General features: G+C 61.9%; 28 protein-coding genes and 1 tRNA gene. 5 read left to right on the forward strand and 24 right to left on the reverse strand.

Features of this window, described 5'->3' with window-relative positions; genetic code table 11:
- Positions 1–102 precede the first annotated feature (102 nt).
- From bamB to trmJ, 18 genes are all read right to left on the reverse strand, one after another.
- Positions 103–1,245 carry an outer membrane protein assembly factor BamB gene (gene bamB / locus APH34_RS10435; RefSeq protein WP_054901132.1) on the reverse strand — a complete coding sequence of 381 codons (1,143 nt, stop codon included), beginning with the start codon at positions 1,243–1,245 and terminating at the stop codon, positions 103–105.
- A gap of 1 nt (position 1,246) precedes the next feature.
- The gene (locus tag APH34_RS10440; RefSeq protein ID WP_054901089.1) at positions 1,247–1,888 is read right to left on the reverse strand and encodes a tetratricopeptide repeat protein; all 642 of its coding nucleotides are present in this window, start codon (positions 1,886–1,888) and stop codon (positions 1,247–1,249) included.
- A 39-nt stretch (positions 1,889–1,927) separates the two neighbouring features.
- Positions 1,928–3,217 carry a histidine--tRNA ligase gene (hisS, locus tag APH34_RS10445; RefSeq protein ID WP_054901090.1) on the reverse strand — a complete coding sequence of 430 codons (1,290 nt, stop codon included), beginning with the start codon at positions 3,215–3,217 and terminating at the stop codon, positions 1,928–1,930.
- A gap of 24 nt (positions 3,218–3,241) precedes the next feature.
- The gene (ispG, locus tag APH34_RS10450) at positions 3,242–4,351 is read right to left on the reverse strand and encodes a flavodoxin-dependent (E)-4-hydroxy-3-methylbut-2-enyl-diphosphate synthase (RefSeq protein WP_054901091.1); all 1,110 of its coding nucleotides are present in this window, start codon (positions 4,349–4,351) and stop codon (positions 3,242–3,244) included.
- Positions 4,352–4,354: 3 nt separating this feature from the next.
- On the reverse strand, positions 4,355–5,353 hold the full coding sequence (locus APH34_RS10455; protein WP_054901092.1) for a RodZ domain-containing protein: 999 nt from the start codon (positions 5,351–5,353) through the stop codon (positions 4,355–4,357).
- The gene (pilW, locus tag APH34_RS10460) at positions 5,350–6,111 is read right to left on the reverse strand and encodes a type IV pilus biogenesis/stability protein PilW (protein WP_054901093.1); all 762 of its coding nucleotides are present in this window, start codon (positions 6,109–6,111) and stop codon (positions 5,350–5,352) included. Before pilW ends, APH34_RS10455 begins: the two co-directional genes overlap by 4 nt.
- Positions 6,112–6,124: 13 nt before the next feature.
- Complete coding sequence (gene rlmN, locus APH34_RS10465; protein ID WP_054901094.1) at positions 6,125–7,270, reverse strand: 23S rRNA (adenine(2503)-C(2))-methyltransferase RlmN; 1,146 nt, start codon at positions 7,268–7,270, stop codon at positions 6,125–6,127.
- A gap of 28 nt (positions 7,271–7,298) precedes the next feature.
- Entirely contained in the window at positions 7,299–7,724 is a 426-nt protein-coding gene (ndk, locus tag APH34_RS10470; RefSeq protein WP_028942767.1) for a nucleoside-diphosphate kinase, read from the reverse strand.
- Between the two features lie 89 nt (positions 7,725–7,813).
- Positions 7,814–8,014, reverse strand: coding sequence for a Fe-S cluster assembly protein IscX (gene iscX / locus APH34_RS10475; RefSeq protein WP_023382209.1), 201 nt, complete (start codon positions 8,012–8,014; stop codon positions 7,814–7,816).
- Positions 8,015–8,024: 10 nt separating this feature from the next.
- Positions 8,025–8,366, reverse strand: a complete 342-nt coding sequence (fdx, locus tag APH34_RS10480; RefSeq protein WP_054901095.1) for an ISC system 2Fe-2S type ferredoxin — start codon at positions 8,364–8,366, stop codon at positions 8,025–8,027.
- A gap of 3 nt (positions 8,367–8,369) precedes the next feature.
- A complete protein-coding gene (gene hscA / locus APH34_RS10485) occupies positions 8,370–10,232 on the reverse strand; it encodes a Fe-S protein assembly chaperone HscA (protein WP_054901096.1) in 1,863 nt (620 codons plus the stop codon).
- 42 nt (positions 10,233–10,274) lie between these two features.
- The gene (gene hscB, locus APH34_RS10490; RefSeq protein WP_054901097.1) at positions 10,275–10,796 is read right to left on the reverse strand and encodes a co-chaperone HscB; all 522 of its coding nucleotides are present in this window, start codon (positions 10,794–10,796) and stop codon (positions 10,275–10,277) included.
- A gap of 8 nt (positions 10,797–10,804) precedes the next feature.
- Positions 10,805–11,128, reverse strand: a complete 324-nt coding sequence (gene iscA / locus APH34_RS10495) for an iron-sulfur cluster assembly protein IscA (protein WP_008092567.1) — start codon at positions 11,126–11,128, stop codon at positions 10,805–10,807.
- 28 nt (positions 11,129–11,156) lie between these two features.
- Entirely contained in the window at positions 11,157–11,543 is a 387-nt protein-coding gene (iscU, locus tag APH34_RS10500) for a Fe-S cluster assembly scaffold IscU (RefSeq protein ID WP_003248539.1), read from the reverse strand.
- A gap of 46 nt (positions 11,544–11,589) precedes the next feature.
- On the reverse strand, positions 11,590–12,804 hold the full coding sequence (locus tag APH34_RS10505; RefSeq protein WP_054901098.1) for an IscS subfamily cysteine desulfurase: 1,215 nt from the start codon (positions 12,802–12,804) through the stop codon (positions 11,590–11,592).
- Between the two features lie 53 nt (positions 12,805–12,857).
- Positions 12,858–13,349: a Fe-S cluster assembly transcriptional regulator IscR gene (gene iscR, locus APH34_RS10510; RefSeq protein WP_042111731.1), complete on the reverse strand. Its 492-nt coding sequence runs from the start codon at positions 13,347–13,349 to the stop codon at positions 12,858–12,860.
- Between the two features lie 179 nt (positions 13,350–13,528).
- Positions 13,529–14,314 carry a serine O-acetyltransferase gene (cysE, locus tag APH34_RS10515; RefSeq protein WP_054901099.1) on the reverse strand — a complete coding sequence of 262 codons (786 nt, stop codon included), beginning with the start codon at positions 14,312–14,314 and terminating at the stop codon, positions 13,529–13,531.
- 3 nt (positions 14,315–14,317) lie between these two features.
- Entirely contained in the window at positions 14,318–15,073 is a 756-nt protein-coding gene (gene trmJ, locus APH34_RS10520; protein ID WP_054901133.1) for a tRNA (cytosine(32)/uridine(32)-2'-O)-methyltransferase TrmJ, read from the reverse strand.
- 151 nt (positions 15,074–15,224) lie between these two features.
- Here trmJ and suhB point away from each other — a divergent pair, with 151 nt between their 5' ends.
- Complete coding sequence (suhB, locus tag APH34_RS10525) at positions 15,225–16,043, forward strand: inositol-phosphate phosphatase (RefSeq protein WP_054901100.1); 819 nt, start codon at positions 15,225–15,227, stop codon at positions 16,041–16,043.
- Positions 16,044–16,144: 101 nt separating this feature from the next.
- On the opposite strand, the gene APH34_RS10530 is transcribed toward suhB, so the two are convergent.
- The 6 genes from APH34_RS10530 to queA form a co-directional block, all read right to left on the reverse strand.
- Positions 16,145–16,687 (reverse strand): glycine zipper 2TM domain-containing protein, encoded by a 543-nt coding sequence (locus APH34_RS10530; RefSeq protein WP_054901101.1) that lies wholly within the window; start codon positions 16,685–16,687, stop codon positions 16,145–16,147.
- 120 nt (positions 16,688–16,807) lie between these two features.
- A complete protein-coding gene (secF, locus tag APH34_RS10535) occupies positions 16,808–17,716 on the reverse strand; it encodes a protein translocase subunit SecF (protein WP_054901102.1) in 909 nt (302 codons plus the stop codon).
- A gap of 10 nt (positions 17,717–17,726) precedes the next feature.
- Complete coding sequence (gene secD / locus APH34_RS10540) at positions 17,727–19,589, reverse strand: protein translocase subunit SecD (protein WP_054901103.1); 1,863 nt, start codon at positions 19,587–19,589, stop codon at positions 17,727–17,729.
- 63 nt (positions 19,590–19,652) lie between these two features.
- Positions 19,653–19,988: a preprotein translocase subunit YajC gene (gene yajC / locus APH34_RS10545; protein ID WP_008092587.1), complete on the reverse strand. Its 336-nt coding sequence runs from the start codon at positions 19,986–19,988 to the stop codon at positions 19,653–19,655.
- Between the two features lie 45 nt (positions 19,989–20,033).
- The gene (gene tgt / locus APH34_RS10550; RefSeq protein WP_176513221.1) at positions 20,034–21,149 is read right to left on the reverse strand and encodes a tRNA guanosine(34) transglycosylase Tgt; all 1,116 of its coding nucleotides are present in this window, start codon (positions 21,147–21,149) and stop codon (positions 20,034–20,036) included.
- 14 nt (positions 21,150–21,163) lie between these two features.
- Positions 21,164–22,213: a tRNA preQ1(34) S-adenosylmethionine ribosyltransferase-isomerase QueA gene (queA, locus tag APH34_RS10555; RefSeq protein WP_054901105.1), complete on the reverse strand. Its 1,050-nt coding sequence runs from the start codon at positions 22,211–22,213 to the stop codon at positions 21,164–21,166.
- Positions 22,214–22,321: 108 nt separating this feature from the next.
- On the opposite strand from queA, the gene APH34_RS10560 reads away from it, so the two are divergent.
- The 4 genes from APH34_RS10560 (at position 22,322) to APH34_RS10575 (ending at position 25,390) form a co-directional block, all read left to right on the forward strand.
- A tRNA-Leu gene (locus APH34_RS10560) sits at positions 22,322–22,406 on the forward strand.
- 272 nt (positions 22,407–22,678) lie between these two features.
- Positions 22,679–23,326, forward strand: coding sequence for a trypsin-like peptidase domain-containing protein (locus APH34_RS10565; RefSeq protein WP_054901134.1), 648 nt, complete (start codon positions 22,679–22,681; stop codon positions 23,324–23,326).
- A gap of 183 nt (positions 23,327–23,509) precedes the next feature.
- On the forward strand, positions 23,510–24,277 hold the full coding sequence (locus tag APH34_RS10570) for a hypothetical protein (RefSeq protein ID WP_054901106.1): 768 nt from the start codon (positions 23,510–23,512) through the stop codon (positions 24,275–24,277).
- 213 nt (positions 24,278–24,490) lie between these two features.
- Positions 24,491–25,390 carry a bestrophin family protein gene (locus tag APH34_RS10575; protein WP_054901107.1) on the forward strand — a complete coding sequence of 300 codons (900 nt, stop codon included), beginning with the start codon at positions 24,491–24,493 and terminating at the stop codon, positions 25,388–25,390.
- The last annotated feature ends 21 nt before the right edge of the window (positions 25,391–25,411 follow it).

The raw sequence follows: 25,411 nt of genomic DNA on the forward strand, positions 1-25,411 counted from the left end.
TGAATTCTTGAAAATGCAAAGGCCGCTGCAAGGCAGCGGCCGGAGTTCGTGCGGCACATCATGTGCCGCGGCCTGAAGCCCGCCAAGGCTTCAAGCATAGCTTCAGCGGATGGTCAGTGCCTCGAGCTTGCCGCTGTTGCCGAAGACATAGATGGTGTCGCCGACCACCAGGGGCCGGGCGCGCAGGCCATCGCTGTCGATACGCTCACGGCCGACGAAACGGCCATCGACCTGGCTGAGCAGGTGCAGGTAACCCTCGAAGTCACCCACCGCCACATAGCTGGAGTACACCTCGGGCGCCGTCAACTGGCGGCGGGCCATCGAATCGTTGGTCCACAGGGCGCTGGAAGAGCGCTCATCGACGCTCTCGACACTGCCCGAAGCTTCGCTGACATAGACGTTGCCAAAGCCCTGGGCGACACCCACGTAGCTGGAAGCATCACGCTGCCACAGCACGCGGCCGCTTTCCAGGTCCAGGCCCGCGACACGGCCCTGGTAGGTGCTGACGTACAGGGTACCACCGGACAGCAGCAAGCCGCCGTCGATATCGACCACACGGTCCAGCTCGGAACGCCCCTGCGGGATAGCCACGCGGCTCTCCCATACGGGCACGCCGTTGTTGATGTCCACCGCAACCACCTTGCCAGTGGACAGGCCGGCGACGGCCAAGTGGTTGGTTGCGATCGGCGCACCAGTACCCCGCAGGGTCAGCACGGCCGGGGTGCTCTCGTAGATCCAGCGACGGTCGCCGGTGGCGGCATCGAGGCCAATCAGGCGGTCGTCCTGAGTCTGGACCACCACAACGTCACCGTTGTTGGCAGGTGGCGCCAGTACTTCGCTGGTCACGCGGGAACGCCAGCGTTCCTCACCGGTGCTGGAATCAAGGGCAATGACCTCACCTTTGAGCGTACCGAGCATGACCAGGCCGTAGCCTACGCCGACCGCGCCGGAAACCGGCAGGTCAAGGTCCTTCTTCCACACCACGTCGCCATTGATGCGGTCGAGGGCGAACACTTCGCCGTTGACGTCGGAGGCGTAGATGCGGTCGTTCTCGATCGCCGGCACCAGGGTGTTGTACGTCTCGCCCTGGCCGTCACCGATCGAACGGCTCCACTGCTTTTTCAGCACCACTTCTTCGGTGAACTTGGTCAGCTCGGCCGGAGGCAGTTCCTTCTTGCTGTTGCTGCTGCAACCTGCGGCCAGTACGGCCAGGGTCAGCACTGCTGCTTGTTTCCAACCGATCACGTCACGCGTCCCCTTTGGCCAGGTCATCCAGCTTCAGTTGCAGGCCACCGACCGCTGCGTCATCCGACAGCGCGGCCTTGGCTTTTTCGTATGCGCTGTGGGCATCGTCGGCGCGACCCAGCTGCACCAGCAGGTCACCCTTCAATTCTTCACGGCTGGCCAGGAAGGCCTTGTCGGCATCACCGTCGAGCAGCTTCAGCGCATCCTCGGCCTTGTTCTGGGCCGCAAGCACGCGCGCCAAGCGCTGACGCGAGATTTCACCCAGGGTCACGTCGGCCGGCTTGTCCAGCACAGCTTTCAGCTCGGCAGCTGCGTCGTCGAGCTTGCCGCTTTCGACCGCCACCTTGGCCACGAACAGGCTGCCGTACTGGGCGTAGGCGGTACCACCGAACTCGCTCTTGAGCTTGCCGGAGAGTTCCGCGACCTTGGTCGCGTCAGGCTGGCCGCTTGGCGTCAGGCTGGTTTCCAGCAAGGCCTGGTACAGCTGCGAGGCGCCCTGCGACTGGTTGTTCTGGTACTTGTGCCAGGTATTCCAGCCCAGCACCACCACACCGGCCAGCAGGGCACCGGTCAACAGCGGCTTGCCGTTGCGGTTCCACCAGTCCTTGACCCCTGCCAGGTCATCATCATCGGTACTCGACACCCCAATACTCCTTTTCGCCTATTCGCTTGTTGAACCGCGTTACGCCTGTGCGATCGCGGTTTCCAGGTGCTCAGCCAGAGCATCCCAGGCAATGTTCTGTTGTTCGCCCTGACCACGCAGGGGCTTGAGACCGATCTCTTGCTTGGCCAGCTCGTCGTCACCCAGGATCAGGGCGAACAACGCGCCGCTCTTGTCGGCTTTCTTGAACTGGCTCTTGAAGCTGCCACCACCGGCGTTGACCGCCAGGCGCAGGCCCGGCAGGCGATCACGCAGGCGCTCGGACAGGCGCAGGCCGGCCAGCTCTGCCTGCTCGCCGAAGGCGCACAGATAGACGTCGATCTGACGGTTGATCGACTCCGGGACCTTGCCCAGGGTCTCCAACAGCAGGATCAGGCGCTCGATACCCATGGCAAAGCCTACCCCCGGCGTCGGCTTGCCGCCCATCTGCTCGACCAGCCCGTCGTAACGGCCACCGGCGCAGACGGTGCCCTGGGCGCCGAGCTTGTCGGTGACCCACTCGAACACGGTCTTGCTGTAGTAGTCCAGGCCACGCACCAGCTTGGTGTTGATCACGAACGGGATACCGGCAGCGTCCAGGCGGGCCTTGAGGCTCTCGAAGTGCACGCGGGAGTCTTCGTCCAGGTAGTCTTCCAGCTTCGGCGCACCGACCAGCACCGCCTGGGTGCCTTGGTCCTTGCTGTCGAGGATGCGCAGCGGATTGCTCTTGAGGCGGCGCTGGCTGTCTTCGTCGAGCTGTTCCAGGCGCGCCGAGAGGAACTCGACCAGCGCGTCACGGTAGCGGGCACGGGCTTCGCTGGTGCCCAGGCTGTTCAGTTCGAGCTTGACCGCATCCTGGATGCCCAGCAGGCCCCACAGGCGCCAGGTCAGCATGATCAACTCGGCATCGATGTCCGGACCGTCGAGGTTGAACACCTCCACACCGATCTGGTGGAACTGACGGTAACGACCCTTCTGCGGGCGCTCGTGGCGGAACATCTGGCCGATGTACCAGAGCTTCTGCACCTGGCCGTTGCCGGTGATGCCATGCTCGAGCACGGCACGCACGCAGGCGGCAGTGCCTTCAGGGCGCAGGGTGAGCGAATCGCCGTTGCGGTCCTCGAAGGTGTACATCTCTTTTTCGACGATGTCGGTGACTTCACCGATGGAGCGTTTGAACAGCTCGGTGAACTCGACGATCGGCGTGCGGATCTGGCTGTACCCATAGGTGTCCAGCAGCCCGGCCACGGTGCCTTCGAAGTAGCGCCACAGCGGCGACTGCTCTGGCAGGATGTCGTTCATGCCACGGATGGCTTGCAGCGATTTGCTCACGAAAAGTCCTTACGAATCTGTGTGTCAGCCGCGGGCGATCAGCGCCGCGTCGGCCTCGACCTTTTCGGCCGCTTTCTGGCGGATGAGCTTTTCCAGCTCATCGACCAGGTTGTCATTGGTCAACTTCTGCGCCGGCTTGCCGTCGATGTAGACCAGGTTCGGCGTACCGCCGGTGAGCCCCACATGGGACTCCTTGGCTTCACCGGGGCCGTTGACCACACAACCGATCACCGCCACGTCCAGCGGCACCAGCAGGTCTTCCAGGCGCCCTTCCAGCTCGTTCATGGTCTTGACCACATCGAAGTTCTGCCGCGAGCAGCTCGGGCAGGCGATGAAGTTGATGCCACGCGAACGCAGGTGCAGCGACTTGAGGATGTCGTAGCCGACCTTCACTTCCTCGACCGGGTCGGCCGCCAGCGAGATACGGATGGTATCGCCAATGCCTTCGGCCAGCAGCATACCGAGGCCGACGGCGGATTTCACCGTCCCCGAGCGCAGGCCACCGGCTTCGGTGATGCCCAGATGCAGCGGCTGGATGATTTGCTTGGCCAGCAGGCGATAGGCTTCGACGGCCATGAACACGTCGGAGGCCTTGACGCTGACCTTGAAGTCCTGGAAGTCCAGGCGGTCCAGGTGCTCGACATGGCGCAAGGCAGACTCGACCAGCGCAGCCGGCGTGGGTTCGCCGTACTTCTTCTGCAGGTCCTTCTCCAGCGAGCCGGCGTTGACACCGATACGGATCGGGATGCCCCGGTCACGGGCGGCATCGACCACGGCGCGCACACGGTCTTCACGGCCGATGTTGCCCGGGTTGATACGTAGGCAATCGACACCCAGTTCGGCCACGCGCAACGCGATCTTGTAGTCGAAATGGATATCGGCGACCAGCGGCACGCTGACCAGCTGCTTGATCTTGCCGAAGGCTTCAGCGGCGTCCATGTCCGGAACCGAGACACGGACGATGTCGACGCCGGCATCGACCAGGCGCTGGATTTGCGCGACGGTGGCGGCAACATCATTGGTATCGGTGTTGGTCATGCTCTGCACCGCGATGGGGGCATCACCACCCACCGGCACATTGCCGACCCAGATTTTGCGGGATTCGCGACGTTTGATCGGAGATTCGCCGTGCATGACTTACTGTCCCAACTTCAGGCGAGCGGTTTCGCCACTGGTGAACGGGGCTACATCGACGGCCTGGCCGTTGTAGCTGACCTGGGCGCCACGGGCAAAGCCCAGGCGCACCGCGAACGGCGGCTTGCCAGTCAGTTCCAGGCTGTCACCCTTGCGCTTGATGGCGCTGAACAGCACCTTGCCGTTGCCATCGGACACCTGGGTCCAGCAGTCGGCGGTGAACTGGATGGCAACCTTGGCGCTGCCAGCCGGTACGGTAACAGGCTCGGCGGCGGCAATGGCCGGCACGCTGGCGGCGGGTGCTGCGGTAGCGGTGGGTGCTGCAGGGGGTGTGACCGGTGTTGCGGCCTGTACTGGCGCCTGCTGCGCAGCTGCCGGCGAAACCGGCGCGGGCGCGGCCGGATCGGCGGCCTCGGCGACCGGCTCGGCGGGGGCCTGCTCCAACGGCAGCGGTGCGCTTTCGGGCTGCTGGCCAGCGGTCACGGCCTGATCCTCAGGCTCGTCCAGCGGGTGGATCTGGGTGGTGCCGTCGGCGCTTTCGACCTCGACGTGCTCCAGGGCGATCTTGGCCAGGTCCTTGCCTGGCAAGCTGCCCTGATCCTGCCACCAGAGAAAGCTGCCGCCAACCACGGCCACCAGCAGCACCAGGCTGACACCGCGCAGGATGTTGTGCGAAAGGCGCACCGGCTCTTCGATTCGGCCCAGTGAATGCACTTCGCTGCCTTTGGCGTGGGTGCCGGTGTACTGGTCGAAAGCCTCGACCAGCGGCGCCTGGTCCATGTCCATCAGCTTGGCATAGGCACGGATATAGCCACGGGCAAAGGTATGCCCTGGCAGCTTGTCGAAGGCGCCGGTTTCCACGTGGTTCAGCGAATTTACAGTGAGGTTCAGCTTACGAGCCACCTCGGCTTGCGACCACTCGCGTTTCTCGCGGGCCTGGCGCAACAGCTCGCCGGGGTTCTGGCCAGTCGCTGCTGCTACTTCGGGATGCGCGGCTTTCATCGTTGCTCCGACAGGTATTGCTGATATTCCGGCGTACCGGGATAAAGTCGTTGTAATTGCTGGCCCAGCTCGGCCAGTGTGCCCTGCTCGTCGAATACCCGGGCAAGACGGCTGCCCAGCAGGAGGCTACGGGCGCTGTGATCGCTCAACTGGCTGAAACGATCGTAATAGTCCCGGGCCGGCACATAATGCCTGTTTTCGTAGGACAACTCAGCCATTTCCAGCAATGCCCTGGGTTGCCGCTGGTTGAGTTGCAGGGCCTTGGTCAGATACGCCTGTGCCTGGCCACGGTTGTCGAGCCGCAGGGCCGTCAGGCCCAGGTTTTCGTACACCCGCGAACGTTCAGGATACAGGGTATCGGCGCTGGCCAGGCGAAACATCTGCTCGGCTTCGGCAAAACGCTGCTGAGCATATAGGAAACTGCCGTAGTTGTTGCGAATTCGCGTGTCGCCCGGGCGAGCTGCCAGCGCCTTTCTGAAGTGCGCCTCGGCAAGCGCTGGCTCGCCCTCGGCCTGAAACACAATGGCCAACGCCGCGTGGGCATCCGCGTCACCGGCGTCCAGCGCCAATGCCTTGCCAAGGGGCTCCTTGGCCTGCTCGGTCAAACCTTGTTGCAAATAACCAAGCCCAAGTTGCACATAAGCGCGCCCTGCTTCCACGCGCCCCTGGCGACTGGCCAGCGGATCGCTCGCGCCGCCCGACACGCAGCCGGCCAGCAGCGAAAGCGCAAGGATCGACAGCGCGGCGCGCAGGCTCATGGCGGGGCCGGGCTCAGTGGCGCACAGCGCTGTCTTGCAGCTCGGCGTCGGCAGAGAGCTGGCGCACGGCGATGTAGCGCTCGCTGCGGCGGGTACGGTCATTGACCTGGCCGACCAACTGACCACAGGCCGCGTCGATGTCGTCGCCACGGGTGGTACGGGTAGTGACGTTGAAACCACCGTGGTGCAGCAGGTCCTGGAAGCGGCGGATAGCGTTGTTGCTAGGCCGCTCGTAGCCCGAATGCGGGAAGGGGTTGAACGGGATCAGGTTGATCTTGCACGGTACGTCGCGCAGCAGCTCGATCATCTGCGCGGCATGCTCGGGCTGGTCGTTGACGTCCTTGAGCAGGGTGTATTCCACAGTCAGGACGCGTTTGCCACCCAGGGTGGACATATAGCCCATGCACGATTCCAGCAGTACCTTGAGCGGGTACTTCTTGTTGATCGGCACCAACTGGTTGCGCAGCTCGTCATTGGGGGCGTGCAGCGACAAGGCCAGCGACACGTCGATATGCTTGGCCAGTTCGTCGATCATCGGCACCACGCCCGAGGTGGACAGGGTGACGCGACGCTTGGAAATGCCATAGCCCAGATCGTCCATCATGATCTTCATGGCGGCGATGACATTGTCGAAATTCAGCAGAGGCTCGCCCATGCCCATCATGACCACGTTGGTGATGGCGCGGTCGATCTTGGCCGGAACGGTCCCGAAGGATTTATTGGCAAGCCACACCTGGCCAATCACTTCGGCGGCGGTGAGGTTGCTGTTGAAGCCCTGCTTGCCGGTGGAGCAGAAACTGCAGTCCAGGGCGCAGCCGGCTTGGGACGAAACGCAGAGGGTACCGCGGTCGTCGGTGGGAATGTAGACGGTCTCGACGCAGCTGCCGGAGGCAACGCGGATCACCCATTTACGGGTGCCGTCGGCGGAAATGTCTTCACTGACCACTTCCGGCGGGCGAATTTCGGCAACGGCCTCGAGCTTTTCGCGCAAGGCCTTGCCGACGTTCGTCATGGCGGCGAAATCATCGACGCCAAAATGGTGAATCCATTTCATCACCTGGCCGGCACGGAAGCGTTTCTCCCCGATCGAGTCGAAGAATTGTTCCATTTCCGGCTGGGTCAGGCCCAACAGGTTGATTTTGCCAGTAGATGTCGTCATGGATTCACCCTCACCCGTAAGCTTTCGCTTAGCGAGTGGTTACCTCGGTAGCAGCGAAGAAGTAAGCGATTTCGCGAGCAGCAGCAGCTTCGGAGTCCGAACCGTGGACGGCGTTGGCGTCGATGGACTCGGCGAAGTCAGCACGGATGGTGCCTGGAGCAGCTTCTTTAGGGTTGGTAGCACCCATCAGCTCACGGTTCAGCGCGATGGCGTTTTCGCCTTCCAGCACCTGAACGACAACCGGGCCGGAAGTCATGAAGGCAACCAGGTCACCGAAGAAACCGCGCTCTTTGTGCTCAGCGTAGAAGCCTTCTGCTTCGGCTTTGGACAGTTGCTTGATTTTCGAAGCAACGATGCGCAGGCCGGCATCTTCGAAGCGAGTGGTGATCTTGCCGATGACGTTTTTGGCGACGGCGTCAGGCTTGATGATGGAGAAAGTACGTTGAACAGCCATGGAAAACTCCAGAAATATGAGTGTTGCGAAAAATTAAACCCGCGAATTATACGCGGGTTCCAGGGGATTGCCTAACCTGCAGCACACGCTCAGTCGGCTTCTTCGATCCAGGCCGCCTGGATGGCCTCGAGCACTTTCTCACCGCCGCGTGACGGATCGTCGCTGAATTCTGGCAAGGCCAGCACCCAGCGGTGCAGATCGACGAAATTCACATAACGAGGATCGACGTCCGGCTTGCTTTCCGCAAGCTGGATGGCGATCTCAAGTACATCAATCCATTTCAGGCTCATGCGGCTAACCTCAGTGCGGCGCTTCGGCAGCGTGATTGAGCGAATACTTGGGGATCTCGATGGTCAGGTCCTGATCACCGACAACCACCTGGCAGCCGAGGCGCGACTGGGCCTCCAGGCCCCAGGCCTTGTCCAGCATGTCCTCTTCGAGTTCGTCGGCTTCTTCGAGCGAGTCGAAACCTTTGCGAACGATACAGTGGCAGGTGGTGCAGGCCTTGACGCCACCGCAGGCGCTTTCCATCTCGATGTGATGGTCGTGGGCCAGTTCCAGGATGTTGGTCCCGGGCTCGACCTCCACGGTCAGCCCCTCAGGGCAGAACTTCTCATGCGGCAGGAATGTCACCAGCGGCATCGGTTACTCCTCGATCTCATTCAGGTTGCGCCCGGCCAGTGCGGCTTTGACCGTCGAATCAAGGCGACGGGCGGCAAATGCATCGGTCACCTGCGACAGACGCTTGGTCTGTTGCTCGATGGCGGGGCCATCGGTGCCGGTCAGCAAATCACGTAGTTCCTGCATCTGGAATTCGATGGCTTCGCGTTCTTCGCTGCTGAGCAGGCGCTCGCCATCAGCGTCCAGGGCGCCCTGTACGGCCTCGAGCAGACGTTCGCCGTCTACTTGGTGCTCACGCAGCTGGCGTGCCTGTTTATCGGTGCCGGCGTGCTCGAAGGAATCCTTGAGCATGCGCGCAATCTCGCCATCGGTCAGGCCGTAGGACGGCTTGACCTGGATGCTGGCCTCCACCCCTGAACCCAGCTCGCGCGCAGCGACGCTGAGCAGGCCATCGGCGTCGACCTGGAAGGTGACACGGATCTTGGCTGCCCCGGCAACCATGGCCGGGATGCCACGCAACTCGAAGCGCGCCAGCGAGCGGCAGTCGCTGATCAGCTCGCGCTCACCTTGCAGGACGTGGATCATCATGGCCGACTGGCCATCTTTGTAGGTAGTGAATTCCTGGGCACGGGCCACCGGAATGGTGGTGTTGCGAGGGATCACCTTTTCCATCAGGCCGCCCATGGTCTCAAGGCCCAGGGACAGCGGGATCACATCGAGCAGCAACAACTCGCCCCCTTCACGGCGGTTGCCGGCCAGGGTATCGGCCTGGATGGCGGCACCGATGGCCACCACCTGGTCAGGGTCGATCGAGGTCAGCGGCGTACGGCCGAACAGCGAGCCTACCGCTTCGCGTACACGTGGCACGCGGGTCGAACCGCCGACCATGACCACCGCACCGACCTCTTCAAGCTCCACACCGCTGTCGCGCACGGCACGGCGGCAGGCCTTGAGGCTGCGGGCGATGAGCGGCTCGATCATGGCTTCAAAAGCGCTACGGCTGAGTTCGCCCTGCCAGGCGCCATGGCGGACCGTGACCACATCTGCATCGGTCAGCGCTTCCTTGGCGGCACAGGCAGCCTGCAGCAGTTGGCGCTGCGTGGCCGGGTCGAGGTCGGCGGACAGCCCTGCCTGTTCGATAATCCAACCGGCAATGGCATGGTCGAAGTCATCGCCACCCAGGGCCGTATCGCCACCGGTGGCCAGCACTTCGAACACGCCTGCCGTCAGGCGCAGAATCGAGATGTCGAAAGTACCACCACCCAGGTCATAGATGGCCACCAGGCCTTCGGCATTCTGATCCAGGCCATAGGCCACGGCTGCCGCAGTCGGCTCGTTGAGCAGGCGTAGCACGTTCAGACCGGCCAGACGCGCAGCGTCCTTGGTAGCCTGACGCTGGGCATCGTCGAAGTAGGCCGGAACGGTGATCACTGCGCCAACCAGCTCGCCGCCTAAGGTCTGTTCAGCGCGCTCGCGCAGCACCTTAAGGATATCGGCAGACACTTGCACCGGGCTTTTCGGCCCCTGGACAGTGTCGATGAACGGCATGTGCGATTCGCCACCGGTGAAGCGGTACGGCAATTGTTCACCCAGCTGCTTGACGTCGGCCAGGCCACGCCCCATGAGGCGCTTGACGGACAACACGCTGTTCAGGGGGTCGCTGGAGGCTGCATCGCGCGCCGCCTGCCCGACCTCGATACGCCCTTCGAGGTAGCGCACCGCGGACGGCAGAATGACGCTGCCCTGCGCATCGGGCAGGGGCTCGCTGCGACCGCTGCGCACAGCAGCGACCAGGGAATTGGTGGTACCGAGGTCGATCCCCACCGCCAGGCGGCGCTGGTGTGGCTGGGGGGTTTGACCGGGTTCGGCGATCTGCAGTAGGGCCATGCTTATCTGAATACCTTAGGTGCCATCACGGGCGACACCGGGTTAATCGTCGAGGCGCTCTTCCAGTTGGCGCACTTCTTGGGCGAGCTTGTCGAGGAACTGCATGCGGCGCATCAGGCGTTCGGCCTTGTCGCGCTCGGCAGGCACATCCCAGCAGGCGGCGAAATCCTCGTTCAGCGTGTCCTGGGCACCCTTCAGGCGCTTCTTGAACACAGCCACACCGTCGAGGTCGGCTTCGTCCTGCAGCTCTTCGAGCTCTTCGCGCCACTGCATCTGCTGCAACAGGAAGTCCGGGTCGTGGACCGTGACTTCCTGAGGCACTTCGTGGCCACCGATGGCCAGCAGGTAGCGGGCACGGCGCGGCGCACTGCGCAGGGTCTGGTAGGCGTCGTTGAGGGCGGCGGACTTTTCCAGCGCTACCCGCTGCTCCCGCTCGGGAGCGTCGGCGAAGCGGTCCGGATGGACCTCACGGGCCAGCTCGCGATAACGAGTGGCCAGCTTGTCGAGGTCCAGACGGAAGCTGGGCTGGAGATCAAACAGCGCGAAATGACAAGGAGTACCCACAGCCAGCCTCAGACGTTGAAGCTTTCGCCGCAGCCACACTCACCGCGCACGTTGGGGTTGTTGAACTTGAAGCCTTCGTTCAACCCTTCCTTGACGAAGTCCAGCTCGGTACCGTCGAGGTAGACGAGGCTCTTGGGATCGATGATCACCTTCACGCCATGGTTCTCGAACACGGTGTCTTCGTCCGCCAGTTCATCGACGAACTCCAGCACGTAGGCCAGGCCCGAGCAACCGGTGGTGCGCACGCCCAGGCGGATGCCCTCGCCCTTGCCGCGCCCTTCGAGGGAACGCCGCACGTGGTTGGCGGCGGCTTCTGTCATGCTGATAGCCATCGGAACTCCTTACCTCAACACAGGCGACTTAGATCAAGCCTTTTTTCTGCTTGTAATCGCGAACGGCTGCCTTGATGGCATCCTCGGCGAGAACCGAGCAGTGGATCTTGACCGGCGGCAACGCCAGTTCTTCCGCCAGCTGGGTGTTCTTGATGGTTTCGGCTTCGTCCAGGGTCTTACCCTTCATCCACTCGGTGGCCAGGGAGCTGGACGCGATAGCCGAACCGCAGCCGTAAGTCTTGAACTTGGCGTCTTCGATGACGCCTTGTTCGTTGACTTTGATCTGCAGACGCATCACGTCACCGCACGCTGGAGCGCCGACCATGCCGGTACCGACATCCGGGTCTTCGGCATTCATCTTGCCGACGTTGCGTGGGTTTTCGTAGTGGTCGATGACCTTTTCACTGTATGCCATGGTGCTATTCCTTCCTCATCAGGGAGCCGCTCTTGCTGGCGACTGCTTAGTGGGCGGCCCACTCGATCTTGGAGATGTCAACGCCGTCTTTGTACATGTCCCACAGCGGCGACAGCTCACGCAGTTTGTTCACTGCCTCGCAGACTTTCTGCGCGGCGTAGTCAACTTCTTCTTCGGTGGTGAAGCGGCCGAAGGAGAAGCGGATCGAGCTGTGCGCCAGCTCGTCGTTGCGGCCCAGCGCGCGCAGTACGTACGACGGCTCGAGCGAAGCGGAGGTACAGGCCGAACCGGACGATACGGCGATGTCTTTGAGCGACATCAGCAGCGACTCGCCTTCGACGTAGTTGAAGCTCAGGTTCAGGTTGTGCGGCACGCGGGCAGTACGGCTGCCGTTGACGTACAGCTCTTCGAGGTCCGAGACCTGCTTGAAGAAGCGGTCGCTCAGGGCCTTGATGCGCTGGTTCTCAGCGGCCATTTCCTGCTTGGCGATGGCGAAGGCTTCGCCCATGCCGACGATCTGGTGGGTCGGCAGGGTGCCCGAACGCATGCCGCGCTCATGGCCACCGCCGTGGATGATGGCTTCCAGGCGTACACGCGGCTTGCGGCTGACGTACAGCGCGCCGATGCCTTTGGGACCATAGACCTTGTGCGCCGAGAACGACATCAGGTCGACCTTGAGCTTTTGCAGGTCGATTTCGACCTTGCCGGCCGACTGGGCAGCATCGACGTGGAACAGGACGCCACGGGAGCGGGTCAGCTCGCCGATGGCTGCGATGTCGTTGATCGAACCGACTTCGTTGTTCACGTGCATCAGCGAGACCAGGATGGTGTCATCGCGCAGCGCCGCCTCGACCATGGCCGGCGTGACGATGCCGTCTTCGCCCGGTTCCAGGTAGGTGACTTCAAAACCTTCACGCTCCAGCTGGCGAGCGGTGTCGAGGACCGCCTTGTGCTCGATCTTGGAGGTGATGATGTGCTTGCCCTTGGTCTGATAGAAGTGCGCCACACCTTTGAGGGCGAGGTTGTCGGACTCGGTGGCACCGCTGGTCCAGACGATCTCGCGCGGGTCGGCGTTGATCAGCTCGGCAACCTGGCGGCGGCCGTTCTCGACCGCTTCTTCAGCTTTCCAGCCGAATACGTGGGAACGCGAGGCCGGGTTACCGAAGTTCCCGTCTACCAGCAGGCAGTCGGCCATTTTCTGGGCGACACGGGGATCGACCGGCGTGGTCGCGGAGTAATCGAGGTAGATCGGCAACTTCATTGAATATCTCCTATCAGGCGGTGGCGTCGCTCGTCGTCACTGTTTAGCGAAAATCAGTCGACGGCGGACGTCTCAATCTTGTCCAGCTGGGCGGAACGGCCTGCGACACGACGCAGGTCCTGGCGCTGGGCGACTTCCTGCACCTCACGGCGCATGACGAGGTCGGCCAGGCTGATGCCGCTGAGGAATTCGTGAATTTGCTGGCTGAGGTCGCACCACAGGTGGTGGGTCAGGCAGGTATCACCGGCATGACAATCCCCCAGCCCTTGGCAACGGGTGGCATCGACCGATTCATTGACCGCGTCGATGACCTGGGCCACCTGGATGGTTTCCATGCCACGCGACAGCTGGTAACCGCCACCCGGACCGCGCACGCTGGAGACCAGGCTGCTGCGGCGCAGCTTGGCGAACAGCTGTTCCAGATAAGAGAGGGAAATGCCCTGGCGCTCGGAAATGTCGGCCAAAGACACCGGCCCATGCTGCGCGTGCAACGCCAGGTCAAGCATGGCTGTCACCGCGTATCGGCCTTTGGTAGTCAGTCGCATGGCTAATGGGTACCACAGGAGTTACAGGATGTGAGCGAGTATGCTATTCCCGAGCATTTAAGTCAACTATTAGACCTACTGCTTTAGTCGGGTTTGCATCGGGGAGGCGGGCGCGATTGTAGCAGTAATGGGGCGTGAGCACACGCCCCATATGTCAGTATGCCTGCAGCGTGCCGTGATCAATGCGACTGAGTGTCGCGCTGCGCAGCCTGCACGGCCTCGATGAAATCGTCTTCCGGCAGGGCAGGCAGCTCCGTGGCACAGTAGTCGCTACCCATCTTGGTCAGCGCCCCGCACATCCCCTCCAGACGCTCGTCGACCGCCTGCAGGTGGTCGAGCATCTGGCCAATGGCACGCGCCACCGGGTCCGGCATGTCGCCGCTGACGCCATAGGCGTCAAAGCCTATCTTCTCGGCCATGGCCTTGCGCTTGGCCTCGACTTCGCTGTCTTCGCTCTTGACGATGATCCGCCCGGGGATGCCAACCGCAGTGGCGCCCGCAGGCACCGCCTTGGTGACCACTGCATTGGAGCCGATCTTGGCCCCGGCTCCAACGGTAAATGGGCCGAGCACCTTGGCCCCCGCCCCCACCACCACACCGTTTTCCAGAGTCGGGTGGCGCTTGCCCTTGTTCCAGCTGGTGCCGCCCAGGGTCACGCCCTGATACAGGGTGACATCGTCACCGATCTCGGCTGTTTCGCCGATGACGATACCCATGCCGTGGTCAATGAAGAAGCGCCGGCCAATGGTCGCGCCGGGATGGATCTCGATACCGGTCAACCATCGACCGAAGTTCGACACCAAGCGGGCCAGCCATTTGAGGTCGCGCCTCCACAGGGCATTGCCCAGGCGGTGCAGCCAAATGGCGTGCATGCCCGGGTAGCAGGTGAGCACCTCGAAGGCATTGCGCGCTGCCGGGTCACGGTGGAAAACGCTCTGGATATCTTCACGCAGACGTTCGAACATCTGTCAGCCCTTCCTTTTATGCGGTTCGCCCCGTGCGACCTTCTGGGTCTCGGTGAGGATACCGCGCAAAATGCTCATTTCCGGACGCTCGACCGAGCTTCGCCCATACAACCGGCGCAGGCGCGCCATCAGGTGTTTGGGTTTCTCTGGGTCAAGGAAGCCGATGTCCACCAGGGTTCTTTCCAGGTGTTCGTAGAACAGCTCCATTTCGTCCATGGTCGCCAGCTCGCTGGCGTCGACCTTCTCGGCTCTGGGCGCCGAACCGTGTGCCGCCAACCAGGCCATGCGTGCCTCGTAGGAAAGCACCTGGACCGCGGCGGCCAGGTTCAGCGAACTGAAGTCGGGGTTCGAGGGAATGTGCACGTGGAAGTGACATCGCTGCAGTTCTTCGTTGGTCAGGCCGGCGTGCTCGCGCCCGAACACCAGGGCGACGTCTTCACCGCCACTGGCGTGCTCCACGGCCTTGGCCCCACATTCACGGGGGTCGATCAACGGCCACGGGATGCTGCGCTCACGGGCACTGGTGCCCATGACCAGGCTGCAGCCGACCAACGCCTGCTCGAGGGTGTCGACCACCTGGGCATTGGCCAGTACATCGTCGGCACCGGAGGCACGGGCACTGGCGTCAGCGGCGGGAAACTCTTTTGGCTGCACCAGTACCAGACGCGACAAGCCCATGTTTTTCATGGCACGCGCAGCGCCGCCGATGTTGCCGGGGTGGCTGGTATTGACCAGAACAACACGAATATTTTGCAGCAAGGTGCTGTGCTCACAGATGCAGGTTTCGGGGGTTACGATCTTACAGAACCGACCAGCGTAACGCCATGAAAGCAAATGTGACACTTCAGCCGCCAAGATTTTCTGCTAGAATGATCGGCTTTCTTCTTTAACATCTCCAGGTGACCCGCCCATGCAGCCTATGCTGAATATCGCCCTGCGCGCCGCTCGCAGCGCCAGTGAACTGATTTTCCGCTCCATCGAACGCCTGGATAGCATCAAGGTGGACGAGAAAGAGGCTAAGGATTACGTGTCCGAGGTTGATCGCGCCGCCGAGCAGAGCATCGTCAACGCCCTGCGCAAGGCCTATCCGAATCACTCCATCCAGGGCGAGGAAACCGGTCTGCACGCGGGTACCGGTGAAGAAGGCAAGGACTACCTGTGGATCATCGATCCGCTGGACGGCACCACCAACTTCCTGCGTGGCATCCCGCACTTCGCGGTCAGCATTGCCTGCAAATACCGTGGCCGCCTCGAGCACGCCGTCATCGTCGACCCGGTGCGCCAGGAAGAATTCACCGCCAGCCGTGGCCGTGGCGCCCAGCTCAATGGCCGCCGCCTGCGCGTCAGCTCGCGCACCAGCCTGGACGGCGCCCTGCTGGGTACCGGCTTCCCGTTCCGTGACAGCCAGATGGCCGACATGGACAACTACCTGGGCATGTTCCGCGCCCTGACCGGCCAGACCGCTGGCATCCGCCGCGCCGGCTCGGCCAGCCTGGACCTGGCCTATGTGGCAGCCGGCCGTTTCGATGCCTTCTGGGAGTCGGGCCTGTCCGAGTGGGACATGGCTGCGGGTGTGCTGCTGATTCAGGAAGCAGGCGGCCTGGTCAGCGACTTCAACGGTGGCCACGACTTCCTCGACAAAGGCCACATCGTTGCGGGCAACATCAAGTGCTTCAAGGCCGTGCTGACTGCTATTCAGCCGCACCTGCCAGAGCACATGAAGCGCTAAGCGCCGATTGCCACAAAAAAAGCACCCTCGCAGGTGCTTTTTTTGTGCCTACTTTTCATGCCGCCTGTGCCAGCGATGCGGCCAGCACTGGCGACATCAGCTCACTGGCCCGCTTCGCTGAGGATCAGCTTACCATTCTTGTCCAGCGGAATGGTCGAACCCGGCTCGCGATCCATCTTCACCTTGCCCACCTGATCGCCAATGGAATAGGTCACGTTGTAACCAACGACCTTCTCGCTGATGTCATTGACCGTGTTGCAACGGGTTTGCGTGGTGGTGTAGGTATCACGCTGCTGCATGCCTTCCTGCACCTTGTTACCGGCATAGCCACCACCCACCGCACCGGCCACGGTCGCGATCTTCTTGCCGGTACCACCACCGATCTGGTTGCCCAGCAAACCGCCTGCCAGGGCGCCCACCACGGTGCCTGCGATCTGGTGCTGGTCCTTCACTGGCGCCTGACGCGTCACGGCAACGTCCTTGCAGACCTCACGCGGGGTTTTCACCTGCTGCTTGATTGGCTGCACGTCGGTGACCTGGGCGTATTCAGGGCCCTTGTTCATCAAGCTGTAGGTCGCCACAGCACCTCCGGCGGTTACACCGACAGCACCCAGTACCGCACCCACCAGCATTGATTTGTTCACTTGAACCTCCTGACCGTACCTGTGGGGGGCTACCCCACCTTCTCCCAGCCTTGGAGCAAAAAAAAAGGCGCGAGTTCAACACTCGCGCCTTTCGGGCCGCCGAACGGCAAGGGCTAACCCTTACGGACGATCATCCACACCTTCAGTCTTGGCAGGTGGAATCAGGTCTTCGCTGTTCAGGTTGAGCCAGATCAGCACCACGTTGGCGATGTAGATCGACGAGTAGGTACCGGCCATGACACCAATGAACAGTGCCAGGGAGAAGCCGAACAGGTTGTCACCACCGAAGAACAGCAGTGCAGCGATCGCCAACAGGGTCGAAACCGAGGTGGCGATGGTGCGCAGCAGGGTCTGGGTGGTCGAGACGTTGATGTTCTCGATCAGCGAGGCCTTGCGCATGACGCGGAAGTTCTCACGCACCCGGTCGAACACGACGATGGTGTCGTTCAGCGAGTAACCGATGATCGCCAGCACCGCTGCCAGCACCGTGAGGTCGAAGGTGATCTGGAAGAACGACAGGATACCCAGCGTCACCACCACGTCGTGAATCAGCGAGATGATCGCACCCACGGCGAACTTCCACTGGAAGCGGAAGGCCAGGTAGATAAGGATGCCACCCAGCGCCAGGAGCATACCTAGCCCGCCCTGGTCACGCAGCTCTTCACCCACCTGGGGACCAACGAACTCGACCCGCTTGATGGTTGCCGGGTTGTCACCACCGGCCTTCTGCAAGGCGGCAGCCACTTTGTTACCCAGTTGCGGGTCGTCCCCAGGCATGCGCACGAGCAGGTCGGTGGTCGCGCCAAAGCTCTGCACCACGGCTTCGTGGAAACCGGAGTCGACCAGCTCGGCACGCACCGTCTTGAGGTCGGCCGGGCGTTCGTAGGTCAGCTCGATCAGCGTACCGCCGGTGAAGTCCAGGCCGAAGTTCAGGCCCTTGTGCCACCAGCTGAACAGCGCCAGTACGGTGAGGAGCACGGTAACGGCGAACGCGACATTGCGCACGCCCATGAAATTGATGGTTTTCATCGCAGCTCCCTCAAACCCACAGCTTCTTGATGTCACGCCCGCCACAGGTCAGGTTGACCATTGCACGGGTCACCATGACGGCGGTGAACATCGAGGTGAAAATCCCGAGGGACATGGTGACCGCAAAGCCCTTGACCGGACCGGTACCCATGGCGAACAGGATACCGCCGACCAGCAGGCTGGTCAGGTTGGCGTCGATGATCGCGGTGTAGGCGCGGTTGAAACCTTCATGGATGGCACGTTGCACCGACATGCCGGCTTTGAGCTCTTCGCGAATTCGCGAGAAGATCAGCACGTTGGCATCGACCGCCATACCCATGGTCAACACGATACCGGCAATACCCGGCAGCGTCAGGGTTGCGCCCAGCAGCGACATCAATGCCAGCAGCAGCACCATGTTGCCCGCCAGGGCAACGGTGGCGATCACGCCAAAGCCGCGGTAGATGGCGATGATGAACAGCGAGACGAACAGCATGCCCCACAGCGATGCATCCACACCCTTGGTGATGTTGTCGGCACCCAGGCTTGGGCCAATGGTACGTTCTTCGGCGAAGTACATCGGCGCGGCCAGACCACCGGCACGCAGCAACAGGGCCAGCTCAGAGGATTCGCCCTGGCCGTTGAGGCCGGTGATGCGGAACTGGCTACCCAGCGGCGACTGGATGGTCGCCAGGCTGATGATCTTCTTCTCTTCCTGGAAGCTCTGAACCGGCACTTCCTTCTCGACGCCGTCGACAGTCTGCTTGACGTAGCGGGTGATCGGCTTCTGCTCGATGAAGATCACCGCCATGCTGCGACCGACGTTGCTGCGGGTCGCGCGGCTCATCAACTCGCCACCGTGGCCATCCAGGCGAATGTTCACCTGCGGGCGACCGTGCTCGTCGAAGCTGGCCTGGGCGTCGGTGACCTGGTCACCGGTGATGATCAGGCCGCGCTCGACGGCAGCGGAACGGCCGCCTTCGCGGAACTCGAAGACTTCGGTAGTGGCCTTGGACGCACCCGGCTCGGCACCGAAGCGGAACTCAAGGTTGGCAGTCTTGCCGAGGATGCGCTTGGCTTCGGCAGTGTCCTGCACGCCCGGCAGCTCGACCACGATGCGGTTGGCGCCTTGGCGCTGTACCAGCGGCTCAGCCACGCCCAGCTCGTTGACACGGTTGCGCACGGTGGTGAGGTTCTGTTTGATCGAGTATTCGCGGATCTCGGCGACTTTCGCCTGGGTCAGCGCCAGACGCAGCACGGCGAGCTCGTTGCGCTCGGTGGTGGTCAGGTCGAAATCATTGAAATTCTTGCGGATCAGGGCACGTGCCTGTTCGCGGGTGGCATCGTCAGCGAAGCCCAGCATGATGCCGCCATCCTGCTGAGGCAGGCTGCGGTAGCGGACGCGCTCTTTGCGCAGCAAGGTCTTGACCTCGCCTTCGTAGACTTTCATGCGGGCGCTCATGGCCTTGTCCATGTCCACTTCCAGCAGGAAGTGCACACCACCGGACAGGTCCAGGCCCAGCTTCATCGGGCTTGCGCCCACGTTACGCAACCATTGCGGGGTGGTCTGGGCCAGGTTCAGGGCCACGACGTAATCATCGCCCAGTGCCTTGCGCACCACATCCTTGGCCGGAAGTTGGTCTTCCTGGTTGGTCAGGCGTACCAGCCCGCTGCCCTTCTCGCCCAGGCTTGCGCCCTTGACGGTGATCCCGGCATCGGCCAGCGCCTTGCTGACGCGGTCGAGGTCGGCCTGGTTTACCTGCAGCGCCGAGCTGGCACCGCTGATCTGCACCGCCGGGTCATCCGGGTAAAGGTTGGGAGCGGAATAAATAAAACCGATCGCCAGTACCAACACGATCAGTGCGTATTTCCACAGAGGGTATTTGTTCAGCATCACGCCGCCCGTTCAAGACGCGGGGCGCGTTGCGCGCCCCGACTGGAAAGAAAAACCGGTAACTCAGATAGCCTTGAGCGTACCTTTAGGCAGGGTCGCGGCAATGGCGCCCTTCTGGAACTTCAGTTCGACGGTGTCGGACACTTCCAGCACCACGAAATCATCGGAAACCTTGACGATCTTGCCGGCGATGCCGCCGTTGGTGACAACTTCGTCACCTTTTTGCAAGTTGCTCAGCAGGTTCTTCTGCTCTTTGGCACGCTTGGCCTGCGGACGCCAGATCATCAGGTAGAAGATGACCAGGAAACCGACCAGGAAAATCCACTCGAAGCCGGTGCCGGCTGGGCCAGCGGCGGGTGCAGCAGCGTCCGCGTAGGCGGCGGGGATCAAGAAGCTCATTGGGCACTCCAGTTGCTATAAGTTTTAATTAGTAGGTGCGAACAGTCAGTCCAAAGGCGGCACAGGCAGCCCGCGCTTGGCATAGAAGGCGTCGACAAAGGCGGCCAATTTACCCTGATGAATAGCCTCGCGTAAACCGGCCATCAAGCGCTGGTAATGGCGCAAGTTGTGGATGGTATTCAGCATGCTGCTCAGCATTTCGCCGCACTTGTCCAGGTGATGCAGATAGGCGCGCGAGAAGTTGGTGCAGGTGTAGCAGTCACAGGTCGGATCCAGCGGCGAATCATCGTGGCGATGGAACGCATTGCGGATCTTGATCACCCCTGTATCGACGAACAGATGGCCGTTGCGCGCGTTACGCGTCGGCATCACGCAGTCGAACATGTCGACGCCGCGGCGCACACCCTCAACGAGATCTTCCGGTTTGCCTACCCCCATAAGGTAACGAGGTTTGTCAGCAGGCATTTGTGCCGGTAGGTAATCCAGCACCTTGATCATTTCGTGCTTGGGCTCACCCACCGACAGGCCGCCGATGGCCAGGCCGTCGAAGTCGATGTTGACCAAGGCTTCCAGCGAACGCATGCGCAGGTCTTGGTACATGCCACCCTGGACGATGCCGAACAATGCCGCGGTGTTGTCGCCATGGGCGTTTTTCGAGCGCTGGGCCCAGCGCAACGACAGCTCCATGGAGGTGCGCGCCACGTCATGCTCGGCCGGGTAAGGCGTGCACTCGTCGAAGATCATCACGATGTCCGAACCCAGGTCGCGCTGCACCTGCATGGACTCCTCAGGCCCCATGAACACCTTGGACCCGTCAACCGGCGAGGCGAAGGTCACGCCCTCTTCCTTGATCTTGCGCATGGCACCCAGGCTGAATACCTGGAAGCCACCGGAGTCGGTGAGGATGGGGCCTTTCCACTGCATGAAGTCGTGCAGGCCGTTGTGCTTCTTGATCACCTCGGTGCCCGGGCGCAGCCACAGGTGGAAGGTGTTGCCAAGGATGATCTCGGCACCGATGGCCTCGATATCACGCGGCAGCATGCCCTTGACCGTGCCATAGGTGCCCACTGGCATGAAGGCCGGGGTCTCGACCGTGCCACGGGGGAAGGTCAGGCGGCCCCGACGGGCCTTGCCGTCGGTGGCCAGCAGTTCGAAGGACATTCGACAGGTGCGACTCATGCTTGATCCTCTGGGCCGCGTGGCGCCGGATTGCGGGTGATGAACATGGCATCACCGTAACTGAAGAAGCGGTAACCCTGCTCGACCGCCGCCCCGTAGGCAGCCATGGTCTCGGGGTAACCCGCGAAGGCCGAGACCAGCATCAGCAGCGTGGACTCCGGCAGGTGGAAGTTGGTGACCAGGGCGTCGACCACGTGGAACGGCCGGCCCGGGTAGATGAAGATATCGGTGTCACCGCTGAAGGCCTTGAGCACGCCGTCACGCGCCGCGCTCTCCAGCGAACGCACGCTGGTGGTGCCGACCGCGATCACACGGCCACCCCGGGCACGACAGGCCTCGATGGCATCGACCACGTCCTGGCCCACTTCAAGCCACTCTTTATGCATGTGGTGGTCTTCGATCTTGTCGACCCGCACCGGCTGGAAGGTGCCCGCGCCCACATGCAGAGTGACGAAGGCACGTTCCACACCCTTGGCGGCGATCTGATCCAGCAGCGCCTCGTCGAAGTGCAGGCCAGCAGTCGGCGCGGCCACGGCGCCAGCACGCTCGGCGTAGACGGTTTGGTAGCGCTCGCGGTCGGCGCCTTCGTCGGGGCGGTCGATGTAGGGCGGCAACGGCATGTGCCCAACACGTTCAAGCAGTGGCAGCACCTCTTCGGTGAAGCGCAGTTCGAACAGCGTTTCGTGGCGGGCGACCATCTCAGCCTCGCCACCGCCGTCGATGAGGATCATCGCGCCTTCCTTGGGCGCCTTGCTGGCGCGCACATGGGCGAGCACCCGGTGGCTGTCGAGCACGCGCTCGACCAGCACTTCCAGCTTGCCGCCAGAGGCTTTCTGGCCAAACAGCCGCGCCGGGATAACCCGGGTGTTGTTGAACACCATCAGGTCGCCGGGGCGCAGGTAGTCGAGCAGATCGATGAACCGCTTGTGTGCCAGCGCCCCGCTCGGCCCATCGAGGACCAGCAGACGGCTGCCATGGCGCTCGGCCAGAGGGTGGCGGGCGATCAGGGAATCGGGGAGTTCGAAGGAAAAATCGGCGACGCGCATGATGTTGTTCGGGTTCGGCAGGGCCGGGAAGTTTAGCCCAATGTGTGAAAATTGACCATGAAAGCCGATTGACCGACCAGCGGCACCTCTCTATACTGCGCGCCACTAGCCCTGATGGCGGAATTGGTAGACGCGGCGGATTCAAAATCCGTTTTCGAAAGGAGTGGGAGTTCGAGTCTCCCTCGGGGCACCAAATCCAGAAAAAACCGACCTTATGGTCGGTTTTTTTGTGCCTGACGTTTGCCCCGCCTACCGCCCTCGATTTGACGCCACCCCGCCGGCCCCGAGCCCTGCAACCATGCCGTGAATCTATTGGCCACGGCCCCCGCCCCTACCTAAGATGTCATTCGTCAGATATATGCAGAAAGTATTGTTTGCGTAATATCACTTAGCCATAGTTCCGCTCCCATTTTCTAATCCTATGTGCAGACCATGAAAACAACTGTGCCCTGTGTGGCAGCGATGATGCTGTTGAGCGGGTGCAATGGAGTGCCGACGTCCTACGTGTCAGATCCTGTCTACGACCAGGCTTTCGTGGTCACTTCCGGTGCCCCGTTGCCGATGCTGTTGATGGCTACCGCCATCCAGTGGAACGAAGACTATGCGGTGACCGCCAAACACACCCCCTTCCTGCGCAACGTGGTGCATGAAGGGCTCGGTGACGTGGTGTTCTTCAAGCACAAGGCCACGCAGGTACCGCTATGGCGTCAGTACGTACCGGGCGAGTCGGTGACTGCGGTGGGCTTCAACAGCCTGATGATGCCGGTGCAGGGCAAAGGCCAGACCTTGGCGTCGCTGGTGCGCCTGGAAGGCACGCCAGGCAGCGTGTTCTATTCGGTGCACGACGGCCCGATGGTCAAAGGCATGTCCGGTGGCCCAGTATTCGCCGACGATGGCAAGGTGGTCGGGATCAATGTTGCGTTCATCCCCAAGACTGAGATCGATGCGCGCAACCGGCCCGACCTGGCCGGGAAGGCGCGCGTCAGCGTGTTCATGTCGTACAGCGAAATCGACAAGGAATGGCGACGCTTCCAGTACTTGGCCCATAAGGGCAAGCCAACTGCCGCGCCTGCTGCGGTCAAAGGGTATGTGGCAGTGACAGCCCACCCCTGAGGCGCCCCTCAAGAACCAGGCGGAGCGTTCCGCCTGGTCGAACGCTCCAGTCACAATGGCGGGCCAGCACCACTGCGGCCTTGCCGCCCTATCAGCGCTTTACCCCTGCGGCCTCCAGCACCGATAATGTCATTTTGAAATCAACCGTCCCGGCAAACGCGAGGGGCATGACATGGAGTTCGTATGTCCCAAATGGAGCAATCGCTGCCCTCTACGCGCAGCAATCGGATCACTACGCTGGTAGCAAAGGTCATGACCGGGGTAGGTGTCGCACTGGGCGGTATGTGGGCCGTCATCACCTACCTGGTACCTGACCCCAGCGTATTCGGTTTCGGCTTCCTCAACTGGCGTAACATCGTCTTGCTGGTTAGCACGTTCCTGTTGTTATCCAGCCTGTCGATCTGCTGGCAGATACGCAACCTCCCCAGAATAATGCGCGGCACATTGACCACCGTGTTGATCGTGGCCCTGTCGTTTGCCTTTTTCGTTCTCGGCACCGAGTTCGCCAAGCCAAGCTTCGAATTCGCCAAGGTACAGTCGAACATCGTTGAAAACGATGGCAGCAACCTGTTGGGCAAGCGCATCGAGGTGGTCGATGATGTCCGCTTCGAGCTGATCGAATGCGAGAACATCGGCAGCTACCCCAACTGCACATTCCAGCTGACCAACTTGGGCATGGATCGCGAGTTCAGGTTCAGCGGTGACTCACGCCTGTTCGACGAAGCCGGCGCGCCTCTCAAGATCAGTGAGTTGCGGGTAGGTCAGCAGCGCAACAGCGCCTGGAGCGAGTTTCAGCTGATTCGTAACGTTACGACGACCGTGACACTGCAGTTCCAGGAAGCCGACAGGAAAATCAAGCGTTCGCCGTCTATCAAGCTTGTTTTCCAAACACGCAACCACAATGAACAGGCACTCAAATTCAACGAGGTGGCGTTGAGTAATCAGCCGTAACCCTGCCTCAGAAATGGCGAGAGGCCTTGTCGAGCCACAGGGCCGCTCCTGCCGATTTGCATCCAGCTGATGGAAAAGCCAGCAACGTCCTGTAATCGCGTCAGGATGTTCTTCTGGTGGAGGGAGCAAAACCTCTTGCAACCTCCCGCACCGAACCTTCAACGCCCCTCGACGTCCGATCCAGCATCCCCACCCGTTTAGAGGCACCCACGCGTGAAAGACATGATCGCCCGCAAGTACCGGCTGGTGGTGAAAACCCTCGGCTACATCGGCTGGTCGCTGTTCTGGCTGCTGATCTGGGATGTGCTGGTCACTATCGACTTCATGCTGTTCTTCAACAGCAAGTTCACCCTGCCACTGCTCCCGCTGACCTTGCTGGGTTCGGCGCTGGTGGTGCTGGTGAGTTTTCGCAACAGCAGCGCCTACAACCGTTGGTGGGAGGCACGCACCTTGTGGGGCGCGCTGGTGAACAGCTCACGTAGCTTCGCCCGGCAGACGCTGACGCTGATCGACGACCCCGATGACGGGCTGAACCCGGTGAAGGCCACCTTGCTGCGCCGGCACATCGCCTATGTGAATTGCCTGGCGGCACACCTGAAGGGCGAGGCCTGCCCGGAAGAGTTGATGGCGTTTATCCCACCGGGCGAGTTCGAGCGGCGCAACCGTTCGAACAATTTCGCCAACGATATCCTCAGCGGCTCTGCAGCGCTGCTGGCACGGGAACATCAGGCAGGGCGGTTGGACAGCATTCGCCTGGCGCGGCTGGAGTCGACCCTGGTTGACCTGACCAACGCCCAAGGCGGCATGGAGCGCATCGCCAATACACCGCTACCCTACCCTTACGTGTACTTTCCGCGGCTGTTCATTACGCTTTTCTGCCTGATCGTACCGGTGGGGCTGGTCGAGTCGCTGGGCTGGTTCACGCCCCTGGCGTCAACGGTGGTGGGCTTCATGCTGCTGGCCATCGAACGGATTGGCACTGACTTGCAGAGCCCGTTCCGTTTCAGCGAACACCAGATTCAGATGGATACCATTTGCGAGACCATCGAGCGCAACCTCGAATCGATGCAGCGTGAGGCTCAGTGTGGGGAATTGAGTGTGCCGATTGCCTAACCAATGGCGCAGGCCAATTGG

The organism is Pseudomonas sp. NBRC 111131, from assembly GCF_001320525.1.
Classification (GTDB): Bacteria; Pseudomonadota; Gammaproteobacteria; order Pseudomonadales; family Pseudomonadaceae; genus Aquipseudomonas; species Aquipseudomonas ceruminis.